Source organism: Pantoea sp. USMM079 (assembly GCF_037153115.1).
In the GTDB taxonomy this organism is placed as follows: domain Bacteria; phylum Pseudomonadota; class Gammaproteobacteria; order Enterobacterales; family Enterobacteriaceae; genus Pantoea; species Pantoea communis.
Map to the genome: position 1 here is coordinate 141,895 of NZ_JBBCKX010000005.1, position 22,228 is coordinate 164,122.

Here is a 22,228-nt window from a genome sequence, read left to right on the forward strand (position 1 = left end):
GATAAGAATGAATAACCGCCTGACCGGTCTGGCGCTGGCCAGCTTGCTGCTGGTGGGATGTGCCAGTTCCAAACCGGCCGATCCAACGCAGCCTGCCCAGCGTAGCGATCCGCTCGAAGGCTTTAACCGCACCATGTTTAACTTCAACATGAACGTGCTGGATCCTTATGTGGTGCGCCCGGTTGCGGTTGCCTGGCGCGATTACGTGCCGGTGCCTGCGCGCAGTGGTATGAGTAATTTCCTCGGCAACCTGGACGAACCGGCCAGCATGCTGAACTCGATTCTGGTGGGTGAACCGCGCCAGGCAGGAATCCACTTCACGCGTTTCTTCCTCAATACCGTATTGGGCTTGGGCGGATTTATCGATGTGGCGGGCAAAGCGAATCCTGAACTGGCGCGAGAAGTTCCGCACCACTTCGGTAGCACGCTGGGTCGTTACGGTGTGGGCTACGGTCCTTATGTGGTTCTGCCGGGTTATGGCAGCTTCACGGTGCGTCAGGATGGCGGCGACTATGTCGATACGCTTTATCCGGTACTGAGTTGGCTGACCTGGCCGATGTCGATTGGTAAATGGACACTGGAAGGTGTGGAAACACGTGCACAGCTGTTGGATTCCGATGCCATCCTGAAACAGCAGCAGGATCCGTATGCGTTTATCCGCAACGCCTACTTCCAGCGTAATGATTTCCTCGCCAACGGCGGGAAGTTAAAACCGGAAGAGAATCCGAACGCCAGTGCGATTCAGGATGATTTGAAGGACATCGATTCACAGTAATGCCGAATATGGCAGATCTGAAATGGCGACCTTAAGTGTCGCCATTTTTTTAGCTAATTAGTATTAAGTTATGATTAATTAGTCATAGTTAGAATCGCTTCACAGTAATTTTTGGACCTATTCCAATTCCCTTGCTTTTGTACGTTTAAGGTCACAATTACTTAACAAAGTGAACAATACCACTGGCTGACCATTTTCCTGCTCGCTAACGTAGGGTGAATTAAAACGATGTTTTATTTCATTTATTGAGCAAGGAATCGCCATGACGGACAGCACTTCTACCGCAACGAAAACGGCAATACCCGAGCATGAAAGCGCTCAGATGACACTCAGTGTGGGCCAGCGTTGGTTCCAGTTGATGCTAGTGGTTTTAGCCGCAGGGACGATTTATCCGCTTCTCTATCTACGCCAGTATTATCAGCCGACATTGATCGCCTATTTCAGCATCAACGATCTGCAACTTGGCCAGCTCTACTCGATGCTTGGCACTGTATTTGTATTGAGTTATTTACCCAGTGGTTGGCTGGCGGATCGTATTGCCCCGCGCATCCTGATCTGTTTCTCCCTTTTCGCGACCGGACTACTGGGCTTTCTTTATGCCAGCCAACCGCCTTTCCCAATATTGATGCTGATCTTCGCCAGTTGGGGACTCACCACAGGATTAACCTTCTGGTCCGCTGTCATCAAGCGTGTGGGCGCTATTGCTCAGTCTAATGAGCGCGGCAGGTTTTTCGGCATACTGGATGGCGGGCGTGGCATGGTTGAAGCTTCTCTCGCCACGGTCGCGGTGGCTTTGTTTGGCTGGTACGCTTCCCAGGGTTTGGAGCAAACGGGCTTCCGCCATGTGATCCTGATGTACGCCACACTTTGCGTGGTTCTAGCCTTCATTCTCGCTTTTATCCGTGATCCTTCAGTTACAGCGTCTCAGCCACGGGTAGTCGCTCGTCAGGGCAGTCTGTGGCAGGATTTTAAAACCATCGCGGGCAAGCCTAATCTTTGGTTACTTGCCAGCGTGGTGTTCTGCGGTTATCAGCTGTTTTGGTCAACGTACAATTTCTCCGCGTATTTAAGAACATCTGATTATGGTGTCACTGCGGCACTGGCCGCGTTTATTACCGCTGGGAAAATGTGGATGCGCCCGATTGGGGGTATTGGCGGTGGCTGGCTGGCGGATAAAACTTCACGTGCTGGCGTGCTTTGTGGCGTGCTGATTTGTGGTGCTTTGGGCGTCACAGGGCTGATTTTACTGCCATCAGGCATTCCGCATGGGGCCTTAATTGCATTTGTGCTGTTGGTGGGGATGTTCGCCTATGCCGTGCGCGGGCTTTACTGGGCATTACTCGATCGCTGCGATATCCCACCTCACTGTACCGGCTTAGCCATTGGTTTAGTTTCCGTCATTGGCTACTCGCCCGATATCTATCTTCCACTGCTCAGCGGTTACCTCACGCAACATTTTCCTGGCGCGACAGGATACCGATTTTTCTTTGCCTACATCGTTTTTATCACGCTATGCGGCGCTTTTGGTGCCTGGCGTTTACACGTTCGTTTTAAAACCAAAGAGGAAGCCTGATGAAAGTTATCTCAATGGAAACCCATGTGGTTGCCGTCCCTCCACCGCATTTGGGTGGCATGTACTGGCTGTTTGTGAAGTTGAAGACCGATGATGGCATCGAGGGCGTGGGAGAAATTTATGCTGCAACCTTTCACCCGGACGCGATGGTGCCGATCATTCAGGACGTGTTTGAACGCTATCTGTTAGATCAGGATCCGCATCACACCGAACGGCTGTTTCGCCAAACCTACTCAAGTGGTTTCACCCAAAGGCCCGATCTCACCATGATGGGCGTAGTGAGCGGCCTGGAGATGGCCTGCTGGGATATTATCGGTAAGGCGGCGAACAAACCGGTTTATCAACTGCTTGGTGGTTTGGTTCAGCCACGTTTACGCTCCTACACCTATCTGTATCCCACTAATGCGCGAGGAGAATATGATTATGATGATCCAGATCTGGCTGCGGAGTGCGCCGCCGAGAATGTGAGGAAAGGCTTCACCGCCGTGAAGTTTGATCCTGCCGGGCCTTACACAGCCTACTCCGGTCATCAGCTTTCGCTGGAAGTGCTGGATCGTTGTGAGCTGTTCTGTAAGCGCATCCGCGAAGCAGTGGGCAGCAAAGCCGATCTGTTATTTGGCACGCATGGTCAGATGGTGCCTTCATCTGCCATTCGCCTGGCTAAGCGGCTGGAAAAATTCGATCCGCTGTGGTTTGAAGAACCTGTCCCGCCGGGACAACCCGAAGCGATGGGCGATGTCGCGCGGCACACTTCCATTCCCATTGCGGCAGGTGAGCGCCTCACCACCAAATACGAATTCCACCAACTGCTGCAGGCCGGGGCTGCCAGCATCTTACAGATGAATGTGGCGCGCGTCGGTGGATTGCTGGAAGCGAAGAAGATTGCTGCATTGGCAGAAGTGCATTACGCGCAGATTGCCCCACATCTCTATAACGGTCCGGTTGGCGCCGCCGCCAGTATCCAACTGGCCGCCTGTACGCCCAACTTCCTTATCCAGGAGAGCATTGGAACCTGGGATGGCTTCCACGCGACCATCCTTAAACAGCCGATTCAATGGGAAGAGGGCTACATCATCCCTTCAAATGAACCGGGCTTAGGCGTGGAGTTGAATATGGACGTTGTGGCGCAGCACTCGCCGTACCGTCATCGGCGTTTGCATCTGCAAATGGGGGAAAGCCCAGCCGATGTGAAGGATCTGGCGCCGGCAAAAGGATAGCGCAATAAAAAACGGCGACATCACTGTCGCCGTTTTTCACACTGTTTTCAGCATCAGAACTTGTAGTTAAAGTTCGCGCCGTACAGCCAGGCTTTACCTTCGGAGTTAAAGGTGTAAGGGCCTTCTTTCACCGTGACTTTCTGGCCGTGCATGTAAGAGATACCAAGGTCGACTGACGCATTTTCGTTGAAGGCGTAAGAAGCACCGGCACTCAACCACAGACGGTCCTGATCCGGAATTGAGATTGAGCGTTTATCGGCAGGAACCGGGCTGTCATCAAACGCGATACCAGTACGGAACGTCCAGTTATCGTCGTAGAAGTAAGTGGTACCCAGCGCGATGCGATACGCATCCTTGAAGCCTTCATCTTTATAGAACAGCGTCTGACCGTTGCTGCCCGTGGCCTTCAGCTCCTGGAACTGGCTCCAGCTGGTGTAGGTCAGGCTATAGTGTACGGCCCACTGTGGTGCCACTTTATGCCAGCCCGACACTTCCCACATCTCTGGCAGGTTCAGCGTGAGTGAACCCGGAATGGTCTGGCCGCTGGTGCCGTAAGGCAGACCTAAAGCAATCGCCTGCGGTGTACCGTTGTAAGCGGTGGGAATGCTGCTCTTGTAATCGCCGTCAAAGTCAATTTTGACTTCTGAACGATAGGTGAAGCCGAAGCGGTTGTTCTTATCCACTTCATACAGGATGCCAGCGTTCCAGCCGTAACCCCATTCATCACCTTTCAGGTGGGCAACCTGAGTATCCGCTGGCATGCCGACGCGAGCGCCGGCTTCACCCGCATAACGTTCGATTTTTGCTTTAGCGTAAACCGCATCAAAGCCAACACCAAAGCTGAAGTGCTCGTTCAAACGATAAGCGGTGCTAAGGTTAAAGTTACCGGTCATCAGGTCGGTTTTACCACCGTAACCGCCGGCGGTGTAACCGTCATTGAACTCTGTCGCCAGACCATAGTTAGAGGTGACGGATGCGCCTACCCACCACTGATCGTTAATCGGATGAACGTAATGGAGGTTAGGGATCCACTGATTCGGTGCGATGTTTTTCGCATTCAGGCTGTTGCCGGTTGGGCTCTGGCCGCTGATATCCACTTCCGGATCAATATAAACGGTACCGATGGAGAAAGAAGGGCGATCCATCAATGCCATGGTCGCCGGGTTACGACTGGCAGATGCGGCGGTATCGCCCATCGCACCTTCACCCGAATAAGCACGACCTAAACCAATTGCTGAGAATTCATTAAGTTGAAAGCCTGCGGCGTAAACTTGGGAAGAGATAAGCGCCACTGCAGCTGCCACAGCTGACTTTGCAAACAGGTTCTTATGGTTCATGACCACAACCTCATCTAGATTTATTATTAAACGTTGTTACGTCGCGTAACAAAGGACGGCGGATTGTAGGGACTGATGACAAAGGCACATATCAGACCAGTGCGACGAGTATAGGTCTGACCTGTGTATTTGTTGCAATAATGTTTTTTAAATATTTCCGGTTTGATCGATAAAATCAGATCTGCTTAACAAAATCTTGTCGATGCCCATCTAGCATAGCGGTCAAATTTGTTCTGGATCAATTTTTAGTGTGATATTCGTCACTTAGCCGCTGAGTGATAGAAGCCAGGCCGCGCGGGGCGTACACTTTGTGTCAGAAAATGATCCGATTGTGTCGATTTATCGTCAGGAGAAAACAATGACTGATGCCATTAAAAAATGCAGTGCCACGGAAACGGCGGCGTGCTGCTGCGTAGATGTAGGCACCGTAATGGACAATACCGATTGCACGGCGAGCTGGTCTGGCGCTTTTGCCGATCGTCATGCGGCTGAAGCGATGCTGAAGCACCTGACGGACAAAGCGCGTCAGGTTGAATCCGAGCCTTGCGAGATTCACGCAGAATTCGTTGAAGAAGCGCCAGGCCTACGCCTGAATGTTGATTTCACTTTTGCCTGCCAGGCCGAAACCTTGATTTTTCAACTCGGCTTACGCTAATCCTGTCGCTGCCGGAAGCCCTTCCGGCAGCGTTTTCTCTTTTTCGTGTCTTCCCTCGCACTTTTTTTCTTCAGTTATTGGCGACTTAGCAACACCTGGTTAACACTGATGATCAGGTCAGACCTGTTTGGCAATGATGCTACGGTCGTAAATTACAGGTGAGTGCAATGAGCAAAGCGCAGCCGCTGCTGACGCGTCAGGGCGAACGAATCGCCATAACCCATGGATTACGCACGCCTTTCGCCCGTCAGGCGAGTGATTTTCATGGCATTCCCGCGCTGGAGTTGGGGCGCATGGTGGTGTCAGAGTTGATGGCGCGCAGCGAATTGCCGGTCGACGTTATCGATCAACTGGTATTTGGCCAGGTGGTGCAAATGCCGGAAGCGCCCAATATTGCGCGCGAAATCGTGCTGAGCAGCGGATTGAGCGTGCACACTGATGCGTACAGCGTCAGTCGCGCCTGTGCCACCAGTTTTCAGGCGGTGGCGAATGTGGCGGAAAGCCTGATGGCGGGTACCATTGATGCGGGCATTGCCGGTGGTGCAGACTCCTCATCGGTACTGCCTATTGGCGTCAGCAAGACGCTGGCGCGCGCGCTGGTCGATCTCAACAAAGCACGAACCTTCAGCAAAAAGTTGCAAATCTTACGCCGTCTGCGCCCACGCGATCTGTTGCCGGTGCCGCCTGCGGTTGCAGAGTATTCCACCGGCTTACGCATGGGGGATACCGCCGAACAAATGGCGAAAACCCACGGCATCACACGTGAACAACAAGATGCTCTGGCGCTGCGCTCACATCAGCACGCAGCACGTGCCTGGCAGTCAGGCGTGCTGGCGCAGGAAGTGATGGCGGCCTTTGTACCGCCATGGAAAGCACCAATTGAGCAGGACAACAACATTCGCTTTAACGCCAGCGCTAGCGACTACGCAAAATTGCGACCGGCCTTTGATCGTCGCCACGGTTCCGTCACGGCAGCCAACAGCACACCGCTGACCGATGGCGCGGCCGCGGTGATTTTGATGCGTGAAGGCCGCGCACGAGAGCTTGGGATTACCCCGCTTGGCTATCTGCGCAGCTACGCGTTTACTGCGATTGATGTCTGGCAGGATATGTTGCTGGGTCCCGCTTATGCCTCTCCGCTGGCGCTGGATCGCGCTGGCATTACCCTCAACGACCTGACGCTGATCGATATGCACGAAGCCTTTGCGGCACAGACGCTGGCCAATCTGAAAATGTTCCGTGATGAGCGTTTTGCGCGAGAGGTACTGAATCGCCCGCATGCCTTGGGTGAAGTGAATGAAGAACGTTTCAATGTGTTGGGCGGCTCCATTGCTTACGGCCATCCGTTTGCTGCCACTGGCGCGCGTATGATCACCCAAACGTTGCATGAACTGCGGAGACGCGGCGGAGGATTAGGACTGGTGACCGCCTGTGCAGCGGGCGGATTAGGCAGCGCAATGGTTCTGGAGGCCGAATAATGAGCGCATCTGCATTCCATTTACACATGCGCCTCGATCATGTCGGCATCATTACCATCGACGTGCCGGGCGAAAAGATGAACACGCTGAAAGCGGAGTTTGTCCCACAAATAAAAGCGGTGCTGGCTGAAGCGCGCAGCAATCCGAAGCTGGCGGGATTAGTGCTGATTTCGGGTAAAAGCGATAACTTTGTCGCCGGTGCGGACATCAGCATGATCGCCGATTGCCAGACGGCAGAAGAAGCGGAAGCTTTAGCCCGCCAGGGGCAAGAGGTAATGGCGGAGATTGCGGCGCTGCCTTTCCCGGTGGTCGCGGCGATCCACGGTACCTGTCTCGGCGGCGGGCTGGAGTTGGCGCTGGCCTGCAGCGCACGTATCTGTACGCTGGATGATAAAACCCGCCTGGGGCTGCCGGAAGTGCAGTTGGGTCTGTTACCTGGCTCAGGCGGGACGCAGCGTCTGCCAAAACTGATTGGGGTGCCGCAAGCGCTACCGCTGATTCTGAGTGGTAAGCAGCTGCGTGCTAAACAGGCACTGAAACTGGGTATCGTTGACGATGCAGTGCCTCAATCCATCTTGCTGGAAACGGCGATTGCGCGTGTGCATAAAGGAAAGGTTGTTCGCCGTGAGTTGTCACGTCGCGATCGTCTGATGCAGGCGCCACTGGCGCGCTCGCTGTTATTCGCGATGGCAAAACGGCAAACCGACCGCAAAACGCAGGGGAATTACCCGGCGGCGGATCGCATTCTGCAAGTGGTGCGCACGGGGTTGGAGCAGGGCAGCCACGCCGGACACGCGGCGGAGGCGCGCGCCTTCGGCCAGCTGGCGATGACCCCTGAATCTGCGGCACTGCGCAGTCTGTTTTTTGCCTCGACCGCGATCAAGAAAGAAGCGGTGGCCGAGGCTGAACCGCGCGCATTAAAACACATCGGCGTGCTCGGTGGCGGATTGATGGGCGGGGGTATTGCCAGCGTAACGGCGCTGAAAGCCGGTTTTCCGGTGCGAATTAAAGACGTCAATCTCAATGGTGTGAACCATGCATTGCAATACAGCTGGGACCTGCTGAGTCAAAAAGTGAAGCGGCGCCAGCTGAAACCCGCTGAGCGTCAACAACAGATGGCGCGCATCAGCGGCGGTATCGATTTTCAGGGGTTCAGCCAGCGCGATCTGGTGATTGAAGCGGTATTTGAGGATTTGACGTTGAAGCAGCAGATGGTAGCGGATATCGAAAGTCATTGTCAGCCGCACACTATCTTTGCTTCCAACACCTCTTCGTTGCCGATTGGTGATATTGCCGCCAACGCGCAGCGCCCAGAGAATGTGATTGGTCTGCATTACTTCAGCCCGGTGGACAAAATGCCGCTGGTGGAGGTGATTCCGCATGCGGGCACCTCGGCTGAAACGCTGGCGACCACGGTTCAGCTGGCGCGTCAGCAAGGCAAAACAGCGGTGGTGGTGGCCGATAAACCCGGTTTTTACGTCAACCGCATTCTCGCGCCCTATATAAATGAAGCCATGCGCTGTTTGCTGGAAGGGGAGCCGGTGGACCATATCGATCGCGCGTTAGTGAAGTTCGGTTTTCCTGTCGGGCCGTTACAGTTGCTGGATGAAGTGGGCATTGATGTCGGCAGCAAAATCAGTCCGATTTTGCTGCAGGCTTATGGCGAGCGTTTCAGCGCACCCGAGGCGGTCAATGCCATCCTGGCTGATGGCCGCAAAGGGCGCAAAAACCAGAAAGGATTTTACCTTTACAACGCGGCTCGCTGGCCGGGAAAACGCAAAGTGGATGCCTCAATCTATGACCTGATTAGCGTCAAACCGCAGGCAAAGCAGAGCGAAGAACAGATTGCGCAACGCTGCGTGATGATGATGCTGAATGAGGCCGCACGCTGTCTGGATGAGTCCGTGGTGCGCAATGCTCGGGATGGTGATATCGCGGCGGTATTTGGCATCGGATTCCCGCCTTTTCTCGGCGGGCCGTTCCGCTATATGGATCAACGCGGCGTCAGCCAAATCGTCAATACATTACGTGCATTAATGCAGCAACATGGTGATCGTTTCGCGCCCTGTGGCGCTTTAATGGCAATGTCAGAAGCGCAAACGAATTTTTACACTTCTGCACAAATATGAATAGGCGCACAGATTCAGCGGGTTAGTTATGGTGCCATGAAGAAGGTGGTGCGGCACCATTCTGAGATGTGCTTATTTAATAAACAACCGGTTGACTATACTGAAGCCATTGGGGTAAAACACAGCGTTCATTCGCAGAATGAAGCGTCTGGTGCTGTGGTACCCGACGATATCGACAAACAACAGCGGTGCTTTATGCAAGTTTTTATCATGCGTCATGGCGATGCAGCTCTGGAAGCAGCGAGTGATTCAGTGCGCCCACTCACAATCTGTGGCTGTGACGAATCGCGCCAGATGGCGAGCTGGCTAAACGGCCAGGCGCTGGATATCGAAAGGGTGTTAGTGAGCCCTTATCTCCGTGCAGAGCAGACGCTCGCCACGGTTCGTGAGGCACTGAAGCTGCCAGAAGGGCAGGACGTGCTACCAGAACTGACGCCAGGTGGCGATCCGGGCATGGTGGCCTGTTATCTGCAGGCGCTGGCGCAGCAGGGTGTGAAATCAGCCTTAGTCATTTCGCATCTGCCGCTGGTGGGCTATCTGGTGTCAGAGCTTTGCCCGCAGGAAGCGCCACCGATGTTTGCTACGTCGGCAATTGCTTATGTGAACTTTGATGCAGACGCCTGTGAAGGCAAACTGGAGTGGCAGGTCAGCCCGTCAAAACTGGCCAAAGCGATGTAATGTCGCCAAAAGTCATATCTCTATGGGCCGCCTTCTGCGGCCCTTTCCTTTTTAAGGATTAAGGCAGCTCCGGTGGTTGCCACTCTTCGACTTCAATCAGCACCAGCAACGCGGCATCGCCGCCAAACAGCTTAGGTGCCTGGTGAAATGCCATCACATGCGGATGTTGCGCCAACCACAGCGGTGTTTGCTGCTTGAGGATGTGCTTGCCGTGTCCGGTCATTACGCTGGCACAGAACAGATGTTCACGGCGGCAGGCGGCAATGAGCGCCCCCAGCTCTTGTTTGGCCTGCTGCTGTCTTAAACCATGAAGATCGAGAAAAATTTCCGGCGTGTAATCGCCGCGTCGCAATTTCTTCAGCTCGTAATGACTGACATCCGCGCGCACATAACGCATCGGCCCCTCGCTGGAGAGCAAAGGCTGAAACTCATCTGAGAAGTAGTGAGTGTTATCGGCTTGCTCGGAAAGCAGTCTTTTCAGCGGGACTTCGCGGGTTTTCACTACCGGTTTGTGCACGATAGTGTCTTGTTTCAGCTTACGCGTTCCGCTCATCAACTCACGAAACAGCGCCTGATCGTCCTGGTTTAGGGGCGTCTTCTTACTCATGGCTCAAAATAGGGTTAGAGGGCTGGTTAACAGCCGGTGGCATACCTTAACGCTTAGCGTTAACAAATGTCAGCTTTTTCGCCTCGCTGCGCTGAATTCTGCCCGGCTTCGTGGCACACTATCGGCCGATTGATTTTAAGGCCTGCGGAGGGCTACGTGGACAAGATTTTCGTCGATGAGGCAGTGAGTGAACTGCACACCATTCAGGATATGCTGCGCTGGGCTGTCAGCCGTTTTTCGGCGGCAGGCATTTGGTACGGCCACGGCACGGATAATCCCTGGGACGAAGCAGTCCAACTGGTTCTGCCCACGCTCTGGCTGCCGCTGGATATCCCTGAAGATATGCGCAATGCGCGCCTGACGGCCAGCGAGCGTCACCGCATTGTTGAACGTGTGATTCGCCGCGTTAACGAGCGCATTCCGGTGGCTTATCTCACCAACAAAGCCTGGTTCTGTGGTCACGAGTTCTATGTCGATGAGCGCGTATTAGTGCCGCGTTCACCGATTGGTGAGCTGATTGAGAACCGTTTTGCCGGTCTGGTTGGTGAACAACCGCACCACATTCTCGATATGTGTACCGGCAGTGGCTGCATCGCGATTGCCTGTGCTTATGCCTTCCCGGAAGCGGAAGTCGATGCGGTGGATATCTCCACGGATGCGCTGGCGGTGGCGGAGCAAAACATTGAAGAACATGGGTTGATCCACCACGTTACGCCTATTCGTGCCGATCTGTTCCGTGGTCTGCCGCAGGTGAAATATGATCTGATCGTCACCAATCCACCGTACGTGGATGCGGAAGATATGGACGATCTGCCGAATGAATATCGCCACGAACCGGAACTGGGCCTGGCAGCAGGCAGTGATGGTCTGAAGCTGGTGCGCCGAATTCTCGCCTGTGCGCCGGATTATCTGAGTGAGCAGGGCGTGCTGATTTGCGAAGTGGGCAACAGCATGGTGCATATGATGGATCAGTACCCGGATGTGCCGTTTACCTGGCTGGAGTTCAATAACGGCGGTGACGGTGTGTTTATGCTGACGCGCGAGCAGATCGTCGCGGCACAGCATCACTTCTCCTTCTACAAAGACTAAAAATGGGGCGAGACATCGCCCGCAACATCGCAACAAGGAACCACAATGGCCGGTAACAGCATTGGACAAGTTTTTCGCGTAACCACCTTTGGCGAGTCGCATGGTATTGCGCTGGGCTGCATCGTTGATGGCGTGCCGCCAGGCATTCCTCTTACGGAAGCGGATATTCAGCACGATCTCGATCGCCGCCGCCCGGGCACATCGCGCTACACCACCCAGCGCCGTGAACCGGATCAGGTGAAAATTTTGTCCGGCGTGTTTGAGGGCGTCACCACCGGCACCTCTATCGGCCTGCTGATTGAAAATACTGATCAGCGTTCACAGGATTACGGCGCAATCAAAGATCTGTTCCGCCCCGGCCATGCGGATTACACCTACGAGCAAAAATATGGCCTGCGCGACTATCGCGGCGGTGGCCGTTCCTCTGCGCGTGAAACCGCGATGCGCGTGGCGGCGGGTGCGATTGCCAAAAAGTATCTGCAAATGAAGCACGGCATTCAGGTACGTGGTTATCTGGCACAGATTGGTGATGTAGCCTGCGAGCTGAAAGACTGGAGCATTGTTGAAGAGAACCCGTTCTTCTGCCCGGATGCTTCGAAGCTGGAAGCGCTGGATGAACTGATGCGCGGCCTGAAGAAAGAGGGTGACTCGATCGGCGCTAAAGTCACGGTGATGGCAGAGAACGTGCCACCGGGACTGGGCGAGCCGGTGTTTGATCGTCTGGATGCCGATCTGGCGCATGCGCTGATGAGCATTAACGCAGTGAAAGGCGTGGAAATTGGAGACGGTTTCGCGGTGATTAACCAGCGCGGTAGCCAGCATCGCGATGAGATTCGTGCCGACGGTTTCCAGAGCAACCACGCGGGTGGCATTTTGGGTGGCATCAGCAGCGGCCAGACCATCAGTGCGAACCTGGCAATGAAACCGACTTCCAGCATCACCGTGCCGGGTAAAACCATCACCCGTGAAGGCGAAGAAGTGGAGATGATCACTAAAGGTCGCCACGATCCTTGCGTGGGCATTCGCGCGGTACCGATTGCCGAAGCGATGATGGCGATTGTGTTGATGGATCACCTGCTGCGTCAGCGTGCGCAGAACGGTGACGTCAACAGCAGCGTTCCGCGCTGGTAAGCCACGGATGCGCCGCCTGCTCACCACCGTTGCCGCGCTGTTGTGCAGTGCGACCGTGTTTGCTGCCACGCCCTGGCAGCAAATCCATCAGCCCATTGCTGGCAGCCCACAGTCGATTGGCGGGTTCGCCAACGGCTGTATTGTCGGTGCACAGCAACTGCCACTCAATTCACCCAATTATCAGGTCATGCGTCAGGATCAGCGGCGTTATTTCGGCCATCCCGATCTGATTGCCTTTATTCAGCGTCTCAGTACCCAGGTGCATCAACTGCAGCTGGGGCAGGTGTTGATTGGTGATATGGGCATGGCGGCCGGCGGGCGCTTCAGCAGTGGGCATGCCAGCCATCAAACCGGGTTGGATGTCGATATCTGGTTGCAGCTGCCGCAAAACCGCTGGACGGCGCAGCAGCTGCTGAAGCCACAGCCACTGGATTTGGTGGCACCGGATGATAAACAAGTGATTGCGCGTCATTGGCAGCCGCAGATCGACAGCCTGATCAAGCTGGCGGCGAAAGATAATGAAGTGACACGTATCTTTGTCAATCCGGCGATTAAAAAGCAGCTTTGTGCGGATGCCGGAAGCGATCGTGCATGGCTGAATAAAGTGCGCCCGTGGTTTGCCCATCGTGCCCACATGCACGTGCGTCTGCGCTGTCCGGCAGGCAGTCTGGAGTGTGAAGATCAGGCTGCACCGCCGCCGGGTGATGGTTGTGGTGCAGAGTTAGACAGTTGGTTCCTGCCGAAAAAACCGGGTAGCACGCCGCCTGTGAAGAAAACGCCGCCGCCGTTGCCGCCATCCTGTCAGGCACTATTAGATCGTCATTTACTCTAGCCTTGACGCTTCCTGTTGCAGCAGCATTGGCAACGTTCTCTCTCCCAGGCACAGATGTTTGTGAGACCAGGAGAGAGCACGGATGCCCAGCCTGCAATAAGAATGGTCGGGTTAACTTTACGAGAAAAAAATGGACCTCTTTGTTGTTAGCCCACTATTGCTGGGCGTGTTGTTTCTGGTTGCGGTGCTGGCAGCGTTTATCGACTCCATCGCCGGCGGCGGTGGCTTACTCACCGTTCCTTCATTACTCGCTGCGGGACTCTCTCCTGCTCAGGCTTTAGCCACCAATAAGTTACAGTCGGTGGGCGGTTCTTTCTCTGCCAGCCTCTACTTTGTGCGGCGCGGCGCGGTGAATCTGCGCGAACAGCGGCTGAACATTGCCATGACCTTTATCGGTGCGGTGTGTGGCACGGTGCTGATTCAGCATATCCAGGCGGATGTACTACGACAGATTTTGCCGCTCCTACTGATCAGCATCGGTTTATGGTTCCTGTTAATGCCGCGGCTGGGCGAGTCGGACCGTGAGCATCGCCTGCAGGGGATCGCTTTTGCGCTGGTCGGCGGTGGTTGCGTCGGTTTTTACGACGGCTTTTTTGGTCCGGGTGCCGGTTCATTCTATGCATTGGCGTTTGTGACGCTATGTGGCTTCAATCTTGCCAAGGCCACCGCCCACGCCAAAGTCCTAAATTTCACCTCCAATTTCGGCAGTCTGCTGTTCTTTATGTTCGGCGGAAAGGTAGTGTGGGGCACGGGCGTGATCATGTTGATTGGCGCATTCGTGGGCGCGCGTATCGGCGCCAGACTGGTGCTGAGCCGGGGTCAGAAGCTGATCCGCCCGATGGTGGTGACTGTATCCGCTATGATGAGCGCCAAATTATTGTGGGATAGCCATGGCAGCGCGTTGCTGGCGTGGATAGCCACGCTGTAAAGCAGTACTCGTCAAGAACGGCTGCCAATGCGACAATGGCGCTAATTTTTTTAAAGATTAAAATATTATGAGTACAGAACATCATTACCAGCAGCTGGTGGATATTTTTGATGGCTGCTTTGTTGAAGACTTTCAGACCCGTCTAATTAAAGGCGATGACGAACCTATCTATCTTCCAGCGGATGAGGAATCGCCGTGGAACCGCGTGGTGTTTGCTCACGGTTTCTACGCCAGCGCGCTGCACGAAATTTCTCACTGGTGTATTGCCGGTGAAGCGCGCCGCAAGCTGGTGGATTTTGGTTATTGGTACTGCCCGGATGGGCGGGATGCGCAAACGCAAAGTCAGTTCGAGTCAGTGGAAGTCAAGCCACAGGCGCTGGAGTGGCTGTTCTGTGTCGCGGCGGGCTTTCCCTTCAATGTCAGCTGTGACAACCTCGAAGGCGATTGTGAACCCGATCGCATCGCGTTCCAGCGCAAGGTCCATGCTCAGGTGATGACTTATTTTGAGCAGGGTATCCCGGCACGTCCGGCACGTTTTATCGATGCGTTAGCCAGCTATTACGGTACGCCAGCGCTGACGGCGGCACACTTCCCGTGGCCGGAAGATCTGTGATTCGCAAACATATTATTAATGACCCAAAGTCACCCGCGTTGCAGCATAACGGCGAATGAACGACCCCCGGGAACGCGAACCAGCGTGTAACGGGGCAAGAGCGTGAAGCCAGCGCAGTAGCGGCGCGGCGTATCAAGGGCAATAAGGAACAAGACGATGATCGTAGAATTCGAATCCCGCATCCTGGCATTGATTGACGATATGGTTGATCACGCCAGTGACGACGAGCTATTTGCCGGTGGCTATCTGCGTGGTCATCTGACCCTGGCGGTGGCTGAGATTGAAATCAGCGGTGAGCACACACCCGAAGCGCTGCAAATCCATGTGACCAACAGCCTGCAAAATGCGATTGCGGCGGGTGAACTGTCACCGCGCGATCAGGCGCTGGTGATTGGCATGTGGGATAATTTGTTCCAGCAGGCGCGTCAGACCGCCTGATAAGTCGGGGCGGCCGCTCGCCCCGCCATCCTAGCGTCCCGCTTTCTTACCTTTCAGCAGTTTTCTTACCCAGTAACGATTCGGATTCAATGCCGCCAGCGTGGTGATATCCAGCGGTTGCGGCTCACCACTCATCTGTGCCGCCAGTACTTCCGCCGCCAGCGGCGCGCTGCACAAGCCGCGTGAACCCAGCGCACCCAGCACAAATAAACCGGCATGAACCGGTGCATCGGCAAGGGTTTCACCCCGTGCTCGCTGCCCCGGCAAATCAGCATATTGCGCCAGCGTTGCGGCGTAATCAGGCGCGCTGCCACTCATCGGTAAGTGATCGCGCGTGGCGCAGCGCACGCCAACACGCGCCTCGTTATCACTGATATCCACCTGCTGTGGCCACTCTGCATCCGGCAGGCAGTTCACCAGGCGCTGGCGATTTTCCTGCTGATCGTCAGCACGGAAATCGGTTGTGGTATCGCCGCGATGGTAGCTGGCCCCGATGCAGTGGGTGTTGAAATTCGGGCTGACTGGCGTGAGATAGCCGTCATAGCAGAGTACGGTATTTAACGCGCCCAGCTCAGGATTGGTCGGCACATGACTGACCTGACCCGCCACCGCGTAAACGGGCAAGTCTTTGCTTTGCTCAATTTCCAGCAGCGCATGGCCATTGGCGAGCACCACCTGCTGATGATTTACCGAGGGTTGCTCGCTGAAGTTCAGGGTCCACCCCTCAGTCGTCGTTTCCAGCGTGGTGACGCGATGCAGCCAGTGCAGGCGTAAACCCAGGTTTTGCGCATGCTCCAATAGGTTGCTGGTCAGTTGCGACGGAGAGAGCCAGCCGCCCTGAGGATAGAAAATGCCACCACTACCGGTATCGACGCCCGCTAATTGCTGCGCGTCCTCCTGACTTACGCCGTACGCCACATCATGCGGCAATCCCATCTCCAGCATCTGGGCAATTTTATCGGCACTTTTACTGTCCCAGCCGAGTTGCAACACACCGCTCCAGTCATGCTCGAACATTACCGATAGCTGGTCGTACAAACGGCGGGCAAAGGTGAACGCTGCAGGGAAAAACGTGGCGAGAGCGGGATCGTGCTGATTAAGCAGCGGGTAAAGTGCGCCCTGACGATTGCCGGAAGCACCCAGCGCGGGCGCAGCATCGGCGCAATAAAGTGTGACCTTCCAGCCGCGGCGCAACAGCGCCAGCGCCAGTACGGCACTCGCCACGCCACCGCCAACCAGCGCCACTTCCTGAGTGCGAGCCGCAGGGCGGGCATACCACGGTTGGCTATGGGGCAGGGCAGCAACCTGCTCCATTACGCCCGTTAGCATTTCGCGTTTGTGACCAAAGCCTTTGCGCTTAGCCACGGTAAAACCTGCTTCTTGTAATCCCCGACGGACAAACCCTGCCGAGGTGAAGGTCGCCAGCGTCCCACCCGGCCGGGCCAGACGGGCCATGGCGGCGAATAGTTCCGGCGTCCACATCTCCGGATTTTTAGACGGCGCAAAACCATCTAAAAACCATGCATCCACCTGAGCATTAAGACTGTCATCAAAGGTATTAATTAGCGCGTTAATATCACCGAGCCAGAGATCGAGCGTGACTTTACCGTTGTTGAACAGTAAACGCTGGCAACCCGGCAGCGCCTGTGGCCACTGTTGCTGTAACTGTTCTGCCCAGTGCGCCAGCTCAGGCCAGTGTGCGTGCGCTGCGACCAGATCGGTTTGCGTCAGTGGGAATTTTTCGCAGCTAATGAAGTGCAGACGCTTAAGTGTCGCGTCGGGATGTTCGCTACAGAAGCGATCGAACGCTTGCCACAAGGTAAGAAAGTTCAGACCTGTCCCAAAACCGCTTTCCGCGACAATAAAAATATCGCGAGAATGTTGAGCGAAACGGAGAGGAATTTGGTTGCCGTTGAGGAAAACATAGCGCGTCTCCTCCAACCCGTTGTCGTTGGAGAAATAGACGTCATCGAATGCTCGGGAAACAGGTGTACCCTGATCATTCCAGTTTAATTGCGCGTGTTCAACCGGGGCTAATTTCACGGGAAAGGCTCGTTTTTCAGGCAGTGGCGCGATTTTAACGACTGCCGTCACATGACGCAAATTTACAAAAGGAAATGGCTGATCGGACTTGTTCGGCTTACAACTGTAAGCTAGAGTGCACGTCAATCCAAAAGAAGTGGAATGAGGACTATTGAATGAAACGTGCAGTGATTACTGGCCTGGGTATCGTTTCCAGCATTGGTAATAACCAGCAAGAAGTGCTGGCTTCTCTGCGTGAAGGCCGTTCGGGTATCACCTTCTCTGAAGAGATGAGAGATATCGGTATGCGCAGCCACGTATGGGGCAACGTCAAACTGGATACCAACGGGCTCATCGATCGCAAAATCGTGCGTTTCATGAGTGATGCTTCAATCTACGCTTACCTGTCTATGGCGGAAGCGATTCAGGATTCCGGCCTGACTGACGAGCAGTATCAGAACAACCCACGCGTGGGTCTGATTGCCGGTTCAGGCGGCGGTTCTCCGCGTTATCAGGTGTTCGGTGCTGACGCAATGCGTGGCCCGCGCGGCCTGAAAGCCGTTGGCCCTTATGTGGTGACCAAAGCCATGGGTTCAGGTGTATCAGCTTGTCTGGCTACCCCATTCAAAATCCACGGTGTGAACTACTCAATCAGCTCTGCTTGTGCTACTTCCGCACACTGCATCGGTAACGCGGTTGAGCAGATTCAGTTGGGCAAACAGGACATCGTGTTTGCTGGCGGCGGCGAAGAGCTGAGCTGGGAAATGGCCTGTGAGTTCGATGCGATGGGCGCACTGTCCACCAAATACAACGAAACGCCAGAAAAAGCCTCTCGTACTTACGATGCGAACCGTGATGGTTTCGTGATCGCTGGCGGCGGCGGCATGGTGGTGGTTGAAGAGCTGGAACATGCTCTGGCACGTGGCGCACACATTTACGCAGAAATCGTTGGCTACGGCGCGACTTCTGACGGTGCTGATATGGTGGCACCATCAGGCGAAGGCGCAGTGCGTTGCATGAAGATGGCGATGCAGGGCGTTGACACCCCAATCGATTACCTCAACACCCACGGTACTTCTACACCTGTCGGTGATGTGAAAGAGCTGGGTGCGATTCGCGAAGTGTTTGGTGACAACTCACCGTACATTTCTGCTACCAAAGCCATGACCGGTCACTCACTGGGTGCAGCGGGCGTGCAGGAAGCGATCTACACCTTGCTGATGCTGGAGCATAGCTTCATCGCACCAAGCATCAACATCGAAGAGATTGATGAAGCGGGTAAAGGCCTGAACATCGTGACGCAGCCGACTGAAAAAGCGCTGACCACCGTGATGTCCAACAGCTTCGGTTTCGGCGGCACCAACGCCACCTTAACCATGCGTAAGCTGCCAGCTTAATAGCGTGATCACCGTTTTCCAGGGGCCGGTTTATCCGGCCCCTGTTGTTTTTGACAATTCACCCGCCGCTTGCCTACACTCTTCACATCTTGCCTGAAACAAAATAATCGTTTGCGCACAGTATGAACCAAACAACCCGTTTTCGCCTGAATACAGGGTGCGAACGTATGTTGGTTTTGCCTGTCGTGCACGCTCTGAACAAGGAGTTCATACCATCATGACCACGGCTGCTGATACGCAGACGCAATCTGTGCTGCCTTTGGGTTGCATATCCTTTGCGGTATTTCTCACTTATTTAACCGCAGGGCTGGCGCTCCCGGTTATCCCGCTGTACGTGCATCAGGAATTGGGCATGAGCAACCTGATGGTGGGTGTGGCGGTGGGCATTCAATTCTTCGCCACGTTGCTGACGCGCAGCTTTGCCGGACGCCGAGCCGATCAGCACGGTGCCAAGCTCACCACCCAACACGGTATGATCGCCATCGCGCTGGTGGGCGTGGCGTATCTGGCGGCGGCGATGCTGCCGGTTTCGCCGTGGGCAAAATTTGGTTTGCTGGCAGTGGGGCGTTTGTTACTCGGATTTGGTGAAAGCTTGCTGCTCACCGGTAATCTGACCTGGGGCATGGGGTTGGTGGGAAGCAAACGATCCGGCCTGGTGATGTCGTGGAACGGTATGGCGATTTATGGATCGCTGGCGGCGGGCGCGCCGCTGGGTTTGTTGATCAATCAACATGGCGGATTCGCGGCACTCGGTGCTGTCGCGCTGCTGTTGCCACTGCTCTCGCTGGCGATCAATAGCTGGGTCACTAAAGTGCCGGTGGTGGGTGGCGAACGTCCTTCTCTGTTCAGCGTGGTGAAAACCATCTTCCAACCCGGCATGGCGCTGGCGTTACAGGGCACCGGCTTCGCCGTGATCGGCACTTTTACCTCGCTCTATTTTGCCGCAGAAAACTGGGGCAATGCCGGTTTTGCCCTGACCGCATTTGGCTGTGCTTTTGTATTGGTGCGTGTTTTCTTTGGCGGCCTGCCGGATCGTCATGGTGGCGTCCGCGTCGCAATGATCTCGCTGCTGGTGGAAACTGCCGGTTTGCTGGTGCTGGCGTGTGCAAGCTCTGGCTGGATGGCGCTGGTAGGCGCCGCGCTCACCGGCTGCGGCTGTTCACTGATTTTCCCGGCGCTCGGCGTCGAGGTGATCAAACGTGTCTCGCCGCAAATTCGTGGCACGGCGCTGGGCGGTTTCTCTGCTTTCCAGGATATCGCTTACGGTGCCAGCGGCCCACTGACCGGCCTGCTCGCCACGGCGTTGGGTTATGGCTCGGTCTACCTTGCGGGTGCCTGCTGCGCAGCCCTGGGCATTCTCGTCACCTGGTCGTTTGCGCGTAGCGCGACAACAGCGTAACCAGCTTATCGCAGGCGCTGACAATCTCACCTGGCGTCAGCGCGGCAAAGCCCAGCAGCCAGCCCGATTGCGGCTGACTGTTGCTGTACAACGGCGACAGACGTGGCAGCAGCAGACCGATTTCCCTCGCCTGTTGCGTGAGCTGTGCTTCCTCACCCTGATGCAATGCTACCGTCAGCTGTAGCCCGCCAGACGCCTGTAGCGGCGTCAACCACGGCTGCAGGCGCGTGTTGATCTGCTCCAGCAATCGGTCGCGGCGGCTGTGGTAAAGCTGGCGCATCAGCCGCAGGTGGCTGGCAAAATGGCCTTGTTGGAGGAACTCAGCGGTAATCGCTTGTGGCAACAGCGCGCTGTGCCCATCCAGAATGCTGCGCGCGCGACCCATGGCATCTACCAGTGCTGGCGGCACGACCATCCACGCCAGCCGCAGGGAAGGGAAGAGCGTTTTGGAAAAAGTGCCAAGGCAGATAACCCGGCTGTTATCCTCCAATCCCTGTAAGGCGGGAAGCGGGCGATCGTCATAGTGAAACTCACTGTCGTAATCATCCTCAATTAACCAGCTTTGCTGCTGGTGCGCCCAGTCGAGCCACTGCAGGCGGCGGGCAAGGCTCATCGCGGTGCCGGTGGGATAGTGATGTCCCGGCGTCAGATAAACCAGCCTTGCGTCTCCTTCAAGCGGCATCGCTCCTTCGCTATCCAACGGCATCGCACGGCAGTGTGCACCCGCAGCGAGGAAAGCGTTACGCGCGCCGGGATAGCCTGGCTCCTCAAGCCACACTTCATCATTGGCATCCAATAACATCAGTGCCAGTAACTGCAGGGCCTGCTGTGAACTGGTTAGGATGACGACTTGCCCGGCAGCACAGCGCACCCCGCGTGATAACGCCAGATAATCTGCCACCGCCTCACGAAGCGGCATAAAGCCCAGCGGATCGCCATAACCCATCACCTGGCTGCCCAGCGAGCGCTGAACGCTGTTACTGATCCGGCGCCATTGCGTATGCGGGAAAGCGCGTAATTCAGGCGAACCGGCGGCAAACGCATGGGGGAACGGCGGATCCTGGCAGCCACCGGTTGCTAATATTTGCTCACCACGCCGTGAGAAACGAGGTGAGTTATGTGCGGGTGTGGTCGCCGCCCGTGCAGGCATTGCAATCGATACAAAAGTCCCCCGACCCGCCCGCCTCTCCAGATAGCCTTCACTCTCCAGCTGCGCATAAGCGGCTTCCACCGTCACCCGCGACAGCGACAAATCCTCGGCTAACTGACGGCTGGAGGGTAAGCGTTGTTGATGGTGCAAATGGCCGCGGGTTATGGCCTCACGTAGCGTATGGCATAAACGTTCACGTAAGCCGCCGGATGACGTGTGATTAAACAGGGCTAAAAAAGAGTGGCGCATGCTGGTCTTATCACTGTGTGAAAAGTGGTATCAGATTGCAGACCACTTTGCCGTAAACTCAGGGAAAATTACACAAGGAGAATGCGATGTCATCAGTCTTACTCTTCCCGCCCGCGGATCCTCAGGAAAGCGTGGCGTATCTGCAGCACAAACTGAGTTATTACACCGATGCCTGGGATTTGGCAGAGGATCTGGCGCAAGGCGTCAATGCGATAGTGGTGGTTGATGCGCGATCCACTGATGTCTATCAGGCAGGGCACATCACCGGGGCGATTTCGTTTCCGCATCGCACTATGAATGCCGACTCCACCGCACAGTTGGATCGCAGTAAGGTGTATATCACATACTGCGATGGCATCGGCTGCAACGGTTCGACTAAAGCGGCATGGAAACTGGCTTCGCTGGGTTTTCAGGTCAAAGAGTTGATAGGTGGACTGGATTTCTGGAAACGCGATGGGCATCCATTAACGTGGGGAACATCGCCGGGCGAGTGGCCACAGGCCGCACCCGGCGCGCACTGTGGCTGCTAAA

20 protein-coding genes are annotated in these 22,228 nt (G+C 55.4%); 16 read left to right on the forward strand and 4 right to left on the reverse strand.

All coding sequences use genetic code 11. The annotated features are described in order from the left end of the window. Positions 1–7 precede the first annotated feature (7 nt). From mlaA to WFP70_RS10375, 3 genes are all read left to right on the forward strand, one after another. Positions 8–775, forward strand: a complete 768-nt coding sequence (mlaA, locus tag WFP70_RS10365) for a phospholipid-binding lipoprotein MlaA (protein ID WP_045813678.1) — start codon at positions 8–10, stop codon at positions 773–775. Between the two features lie 262 nt (positions 776–1,037). After that, the gene (locus tag WFP70_RS10370) at positions 1,038–2,348 is read left to right on the forward strand and encodes an MFS transporter (RefSeq protein WP_337023322.1); all 1,311 of its coding nucleotides are present in this window, start codon (positions 1,038–1,040) and stop codon (positions 2,346–2,348) included. Then, positions 2,348–3,565, forward strand: a complete 1,218-nt coding sequence (locus WFP70_RS10375; RefSeq protein ID WP_337023321.1) for a mandelate racemase/muconate lactonizing enzyme family protein — start codon at positions 2,348–2,350, stop codon at positions 3,563–3,565. Before WFP70_RS10370 ends, WFP70_RS10375 begins: the two co-directional genes overlap by 1 nt. 53 nt (positions 3,566–3,618) lie before the next feature. Here the strand turns inward: WFP70_RS10375 and fadL are convergent, their stop codons facing one another. After that, the gene (fadL, locus tag WFP70_RS10380) at positions 3,619–4,902 is read right to left on the reverse strand and encodes a long-chain fatty acid transporter FadL (RefSeq protein ID WP_034825171.1); all 1,284 of its coding nucleotides are present in this window, start codon (positions 4,900–4,902) and stop codon (positions 3,619–3,621) included. Between the two features lie 358 nt (positions 4,903–5,260). Here fadL and WFP70_RS10385 point away from each other — a divergent pair, with 358 nt between their 5' ends. The 4 genes from WFP70_RS10385 (at position 5,261) to sixA (ending at position 9,842) form a co-directional block, all read left to right on the forward strand. After that, positions 5,261–5,557 (forward strand): YfcZ/YiiS family protein, encoded by a 297-nt coding sequence (locus tag WFP70_RS10385; RefSeq protein ID WP_072226461.1) that lies wholly within the window; start codon positions 5,261–5,263, stop codon positions 5,555–5,557. Positions 5,558–5,724: 167 nt separating this feature from the next. Further along, positions 5,725–7,035 (forward strand): acetyl-CoA C-acyltransferase FadI, encoded by a 1,311-nt coding sequence (gene fadI / locus WFP70_RS10390; protein ID WP_034825169.1) that lies wholly within the window; start codon positions 5,725–5,727, stop codon positions 7,033–7,035. Further along, on the forward strand, positions 7,035–9,164 hold the full coding sequence (gene fadJ, locus WFP70_RS10395; RefSeq protein ID WP_337023320.1) for a fatty acid oxidation complex subunit alpha FadJ: 2,130 nt from the start codon (positions 7,035–7,037) through the stop codon (positions 9,162–9,164). Before fadI ends, fadJ begins: the two co-directional genes overlap by 1 nt. Positions 9,165–9,359: 195 nt before the next feature. Next, a complete protein-coding gene (gene sixA / locus WFP70_RS10400) occupies positions 9,360–9,842 on the forward strand; it encodes a phosphohistidine phosphatase SixA (protein ID WP_034825272.1) in 483 nt (160 codons plus the stop codon). Between the two features lie 58 nt (positions 9,843–9,900). Here sixA and smrB read toward each other — a convergent pair whose 3' ends face one another. Next, positions 9,901–10,449 carry an endonuclease SmrB gene (smrB, locus tag WFP70_RS10405; protein ID WP_160869177.1) on the reverse strand — a complete coding sequence of 183 codons (549 nt, stop codon included), beginning with the start codon at positions 10,447–10,449 and terminating at the stop codon, positions 9,901–9,903. 156 nt (positions 10,450–10,605) lie between these two features. Here smrB and prmB point away from each other — a divergent pair, with 156 nt between their 5' ends. The 6 genes from prmB to WFP70_RS10435 all read left to right on the forward strand — a co-directional run bounded on the left by prmB (position 10,606) and on the right by WFP70_RS10435 (position 15,480). Then, positions 10,606–11,538 (forward strand): 50S ribosomal protein L3 N(5)-glutamine methyltransferase, encoded by a 933-nt coding sequence (gene prmB / locus WFP70_RS10410; protein ID WP_160869175.1) that lies wholly within the window; start codon positions 10,606–10,608, stop codon positions 11,536–11,538. Positions 11,539–11,583: 45 nt separating this feature from the next. After that, positions 11,584–12,669, forward strand: coding sequence for a chorismate synthase (aroC, locus tag WFP70_RS10415; RefSeq protein ID WP_058959027.1), 1,086 nt, complete (start codon positions 11,584–11,586; stop codon positions 12,667–12,669). A 7-nt stretch (positions 12,670–12,676) separates the two neighbouring features. After that, positions 12,677–13,501 (forward strand): penicillin-insensitive murein endopeptidase, encoded by an 825-nt coding sequence (mepA, locus tag WFP70_RS10420; RefSeq protein WP_337023319.1) that lies wholly within the window; start codon positions 12,677–12,679, stop codon positions 13,499–13,501. Positions 13,502–13,631: 130 nt separating this feature from the next. Further along, a complete protein-coding gene (locus WFP70_RS10425; RefSeq protein WP_337023318.1) occupies positions 13,632–14,429 on the forward strand; it encodes a sulfite exporter TauE/SafE family protein in 798 nt (265 codons plus the stop codon). A 67-nt stretch (positions 14,430–14,496) separates the two neighbouring features. Continuing rightward, a complete protein-coding gene (locus tag WFP70_RS10430) occupies positions 14,497–15,042 on the forward strand; it encodes an elongation factor P hydroxylase (RefSeq protein WP_034825153.1) in 546 nt (181 codons plus the stop codon). Between the two features lie 156 nt (positions 15,043–15,198). After that, positions 15,199–15,480, forward strand: a complete 282-nt coding sequence (locus WFP70_RS10435) for a YfcL family protein (RefSeq protein ID WP_034825151.1) — start codon at positions 15,199–15,201, stop codon at positions 15,478–15,480. Between the two features lie 30 nt (positions 15,481–15,510). Here the strand turns inward: WFP70_RS10435 and mnmC are convergent, their stop codons facing one another. Continuing rightward, positions 15,511–17,523 (reverse strand): bifunctional tRNA (5-methylaminomethyl-2-thiouridine)(34)-methyltransferase MnmD/FAD-dependent 5-carboxymethylaminomethyl-2-thiouridine(34) oxidoreductase MnmC, encoded by a 2,013-nt coding sequence (gene mnmC, locus WFP70_RS10440; RefSeq protein ID WP_337023317.1) that lies wholly within the window; start codon positions 17,521–17,523, stop codon positions 15,511–15,513. A gap of 155 nt (positions 17,524–17,678) precedes the next feature. Here mnmC and fabB point away from each other — a divergent pair, with 155 nt between their 5' ends. After that, on the forward strand, positions 17,679–18,899 hold the full coding sequence (gene fabB / locus WFP70_RS10445) for a beta-ketoacyl-ACP synthase I (RefSeq protein ID WP_034825147.1): 1,221 nt from the start codon (positions 17,679–17,681) through the stop codon (positions 18,897–18,899). Between the two features lie 217 nt (positions 18,900–19,116). After that, positions 19,117–20,298: an MFS transporter gene (locus WFP70_RS10450; protein WP_337023316.1), complete on the forward strand. Its 1,182-nt coding sequence runs from the start codon at positions 19,117–19,119 to the stop codon at positions 20,296–20,298. Here the strand turns inward: WFP70_RS10450 and pdxR are convergent. Continuing rightward, positions 20,261–21,697, reverse strand: a complete 1,437-nt coding sequence (gene pdxR, locus WFP70_RS10455) for a MocR-like pyridoxine biosynthesis transcription factor PdxR (RefSeq protein WP_337023315.1) — start codon at positions 21,695–21,697, stop codon at positions 20,261–20,263. The genes WFP70_RS10450 and pdxR overlap by 38 nt on opposite strands. A gap of 86 nt (positions 21,698–21,783) precedes the next feature. Here pdxR and WFP70_RS10460 point away from each other — a divergent pair, with 86 nt between their 5' ends. Further along, positions 21,784–22,227, forward strand: coding sequence for a rhodanese-like domain-containing protein (locus WFP70_RS10460; protein ID WP_182057492.1), 444 nt, complete (start codon positions 21,784–21,786; stop codon positions 22,225–22,227). Position 22,228 lies beyond the last annotated feature (1 nt).

Excerpts from the sequence above, each read along its gene's own strand:
- mlaA (WP_045813678.1), top strand. The coding sequence starts at position 8 with ATGAATAACCGCCTGACCGGTCTGGCGCTGGCCAGCTTGCTGCTGGTG.
- sixA (WP_034825272.1), top strand. The coding sequence starts at position 9,360 with ATGCAAGTTTTTATCATGCGTCATGGCGATGCAGCTCTGGAAGCAGCG.
- smrB (WP_160869177.1), bottom strand. The coding sequence starts at position 10,449 with ATGAGTAAGAAGACGCCCCTAAACCAGGACGATCAGGCGCTGTTTCGT.
- WFP70_RS10450 (WP_337023316.1), top strand. The coding sequence starts at position 19,117 with ATGACCACGGCTGCTGATACGCAGACGCAATCTGTGCTGCCTTTGGGT.
- WFP70_RS10370 (WP_337023322.1), top strand. The coding sequence starts at position 1,038 with ATGACGGACAGCACTTCTACCGCAACGAAAACGGCAATACCCGAGCAT.
- WFP70_RS10435 (WP_034825151.1), top strand. The coding sequence starts at position 15,199 with ATGATCGTAGAATTCGAATCCCGCATCCTGGCATTGATTGACGATATG.
- fadJ (WP_337023320.1), top strand. The coding sequence starts at position 7,035 with ATGAGCGCATCTGCATTCCATTTACACATGCGCCTCGATCATGTCGGC.
- WFP70_RS10460 (WP_182057492.1), top strand. The coding sequence starts at position 21,784 with ATGTCATCAGTCTTACTCTTCCCGCCCGCGGATCCTCAGGAAAGCGTG.
- aroC (WP_058959027.1), top strand. The coding sequence starts at position 11,584 with ATGGCCGGTAACAGCATTGGACAAGTTTTTCGCGTAACCACCTTTGGC.
- WFP70_RS10430 (WP_034825153.1), top strand. The coding sequence starts at position 14,497 with ATGAGTACAGAACATCATTACCAGCAGCTGGTGGATATTTTTGATGGC.
- mepA (WP_337023319.1), top strand. The coding sequence starts at position 12,677 with ATGCGCCGCCTGCTCACCACCGTTGCCGCGCTGTTGTGCAGTGCGACC.
- WFP70_RS10385 (WP_072226461.1), top strand. The coding sequence starts at position 5,261 with ATGACTGATGCCATTAAAAAATGCAGTGCCACGGAAACGGCGGCGTGC.
- WFP70_RS10425 (WP_337023318.1), top strand. The coding sequence starts at position 13,632 with ATGGACCTCTTTGTTGTTAGCCCACTATTGCTGGGCGTGTTGTTTCTG.
- pdxR (WP_337023315.1), bottom strand. The coding sequence starts at position 21,697 with ATGCGCCACTCTTTTTTAGCCCTGTTTAATCACACGTCATCCGGCGGC.
- fadL (WP_034825171.1), bottom strand. The coding sequence starts at position 4,902 with ATGAACCATAAGAACCTGTTTGCAAAGTCAGCTGTGGCAGCTGCAGTG.
- fabB (WP_034825147.1), top strand. The coding sequence starts at position 17,679 with ATGAAACGTGCAGTGATTACTGGCCTGGGTATCGTTTCCAGCATTGGT.
- WFP70_RS10375 (WP_337023321.1), top strand. The coding sequence starts at position 2,348 with ATGAAAGTTATCTCAATGGAAACCCATGTGGTTGCCGTCCCTCCACCG.
- fadI (WP_034825169.1), top strand. The coding sequence starts at position 5,725 with ATGAGCAAAGCGCAGCCGCTGCTGACGCGTCAGGGCGAACGAATCGCC.